This window comes from Streptomyces katrae (genome assembly GCF_000966975.1).
Taxonomy (GTDB): domain Bacteria; phylum Actinomycetota; class Actinomycetes; order Streptomycetales; family Streptomycetaceae; genus Streptomyces; species Streptomyces katrae.
Window position 1 is genome coordinate 1 of the sequence record NZ_JZWV01001504.1, and the last position, 2,525, is coordinate 2,525.

Annotated in this window: 2 protein-coding genes; both read right to left on the reverse strand. The window is 67.0% G+C overall.

The genetic code is table 11. From position 1 onward, the window contains the following. Positions 1–161: 161 nt before the first annotated feature. A complete protein-coding gene (locus VR44_RS38690; protein WP_045952370.1) occupies positions 162–845 on the reverse strand; it encodes a hypothetical protein in 684 nt (227 codons plus the stop codon). A gap of 131 nt (positions 846–976) precedes the next feature. Then, positions 977–2,320 carry a replicative DNA helicase gene (dnaB, locus tag VR44_RS38695; protein WP_045952371.1) on the reverse strand — a complete coding sequence of 448 codons (1,344 nt, stop codon included), beginning with the start codon at positions 2,318–2,320 and terminating at the stop codon, positions 977–979. Positions 2,321–2,525 lie beyond the last annotated feature (205 nt).

Sequence of the window (2,525 nt, forward strand, 5' to 3'; positions counted from 1 at the left end):
CAGACAACGGCCATCGGGTCTGGTGCCGCCGTCACCGCAGGCGGCTCGGCATTCTGGCTGCGGCCTGTCGAGGACATCGCGCTTTCACCGATCCCACCTTGCTGAGCGTAATCAACCCGTCACTAGAGGCCAGCCTAGTGCTACAGCGGGTCGGCAGCCGGTCAGGGGCGGCGGCGGTTCAACGGAGCCCATCGGAGAGTGTTGCGGTTCCCCGTTCGGTACTCGTGGTGATCGACTTCCATGCGTGCCTCGACGGTCTGGGGGCTGGTGCGGTGCACGACGAGGGTGGGCTTGCAGACGTCTGTCATCACCATGGCGGGATGGTCGATATGCAGCCACTTCCCCATGCGGCGGGAGAGTTCCGGTGTGTGGTCGACGACGGTGGTGAACAGCATGGGGAGGTCGATTCTGATCTCTCTGACGGACCACATCAGCTTGTCCGCCCATGATTCGGGCTCGTAGTCCGGGTCGTCGTAGGGGTCGTCAATGACGTCGTCCCAGTCGGACGGCGGCTGAGGTGTGGGGCTGATGCGTTCGTAGCGTTCGATGACTACGAAGGCAGGCAGCTCGCCGTTGATCCGCAGCTTTGCACGGTTGTTCACGTCCGCTGGTGTGGGGTTGGGCGCCTGCTCGACGGCCAGCCAGCCGGGTGTGTCCTCTGGTGGGTATCCGGTGTACAGCACCGTAGGGACCCCGGCTTTCGCGGCGTGGACGGCGATGTCCCTGCCGACCTTGGCCTCGCGGCTGCCGCGCTGCGCGATGATGCCGACCTTGTGGCGGAAGTTCAGCTCGGCGAGCTCGGTCAGGTCAGGCCAGGGTGTGGGGATGAGGTCTTGGGTCTCCATGGTTCGCCTGAGTGGTTCCGGAAGCCCGTTGAACCTGTTCGGCGCTGGGGGTTGCTCGTGGGTCATCGCGTTGGTCCTCCCTGTGCCGGGTTTGGATCGGGCTGCGAGGTCGGGCAAGGCCCGGTGCGGGGTCAGGGTTGTGCCATGTCCACGAAGCGGGAGTAGTGGCCCTGGAAGGCGACAGTGATGGTGGCGGTGGGGCCGTTGCGGTGTTTGGCGACGATCAGGTCGGCTTCCCCGGCGCGGGGGGACTCCTTCTCGTAGGCGTCTTCACGGTGGAGGAGGATCACGACGTCGGCGTTGTCCTCCAGTGCCCCGGAGTCCCTGAGGTCGCTGATCTGTGGCTTCTTGTCGGTTCGCTGCTCCGGCCCGCGGTTGAGCTGCGAGACGGCGACGACGGGAATGTCGAGTTCCTTCGCGAGGAGTTTGAGGCAGCGGGCGATCTCCGAGATCTCCTCGTAGCGGGAGGAGAAGGGCCGGGTGCCGTAGGTGAGCATGTGCAGGGCGTCGACCACGATCAGAGCGATGTCGCGCTGGCTGCGCAGACGGCGGCACTGGGCGCGCAGGTCGGTGAAGGTGGCGTAGGCGCTGTCCTGGATGTAGAGAGGGGCAGCGCTGACGTCGGGCATGCGCCTTGCCAGCCGGGTCCAGTCGTCGTCGGTCAGCGTGCCCGCGCGCATGTGGTGCAGGGCAACGCGGGCTTCTGCCGCCAGGATCCGCATGGTGACTTCTGTCCGGCGGAGCTCGAGCGTGAAGAGGGTCGAGGGCAGGTTGGCCTTGATGGCGGCCGCGCGCAGGAAGTCGCCGGCGAGCGTGGACTTGCCCATGGCGGGTCGGCCGGCGAGGACGATGAGCTGACCGGGCTGGAGGCCTCCGGTGAGCAGGTCCAGGTCCTGGAAGCCTGTGGGGACACCGGCGAGGGTCGCCTTGCGGCTACCGATGGCCTCGAGCTCGTCCAGGGTGTCCTCGAGCACGTCCCCGATGCTGAAAGCCGGGGGCAGGCTGCCCGGCCGGCTTGTCGTGGCCGCCAGGATCTCGGCCTCGGCGGCATTCGCCACCTTGTCGACGTTCTCAGGACTGGCTTCGGCGACCAGGTTCTCGATGTGGATGGCAGCCGTGTGCAGCCTTCGCAGGCGGGAGGTGGCCTGGACCCGTTCGGCGTTCCGCGCCCAGTCCTTGCCAGACGCAGTGCTGACCAGACTGTTGACGTAGGCACGGCCGCCCGCCCGGTCCAGCTGGCCGGCTTCTTCAAGGTGCGCGCACACCGTGAAGGGACTCGGCGCCTTCTCCGCGGCGTACAGGGCGAGGATGCTGTTGTAGATCAGCTCGTGTGCCGGCCGGTAGAAATCGTGGCCGTGCAGGATCTCGACGACATCGGCGATGGCATCGGTCGAGACGAGCATGGCCCGCAGCACAGCCTTCTCGGCTCGGAGGTCATGAGAAACCGGTTCCGGCTCGCCCTCGTCGTCGGACATTGCGGTATCCCCCCGTCAGCCGTGTGGGGCACAGCGTAGTGGCTGCGCCACGCCGGCACGGACTACGCGTCTGGATCATTCCTCCTGTCAGCGCGCCAGGCCCGTGCTCGTCTCAGGGCCTCGGCATGCACCCGCGTGGCCTCGGCCCGGCCGAACTCCTGATGCTCAGACATCAAGGGTCGTACTGGTTCGCGCGGTACGGCGG

Coding starts and splice junctions, on each gene's coding strand:
- VR44_RS38690 (WP_045952370.1), bottom strand. CDS start 845: ATGGAGACCCAAGACCTCATCCCCACACCCTGGCCTGACCTGACCGAG.
- dnaB (WP_045952371.1), bottom strand. CDS start 2,320: ATGTCCGACGACGAGGGCGAGCCGGAACCGGTTTCTCATGACCTCCGA.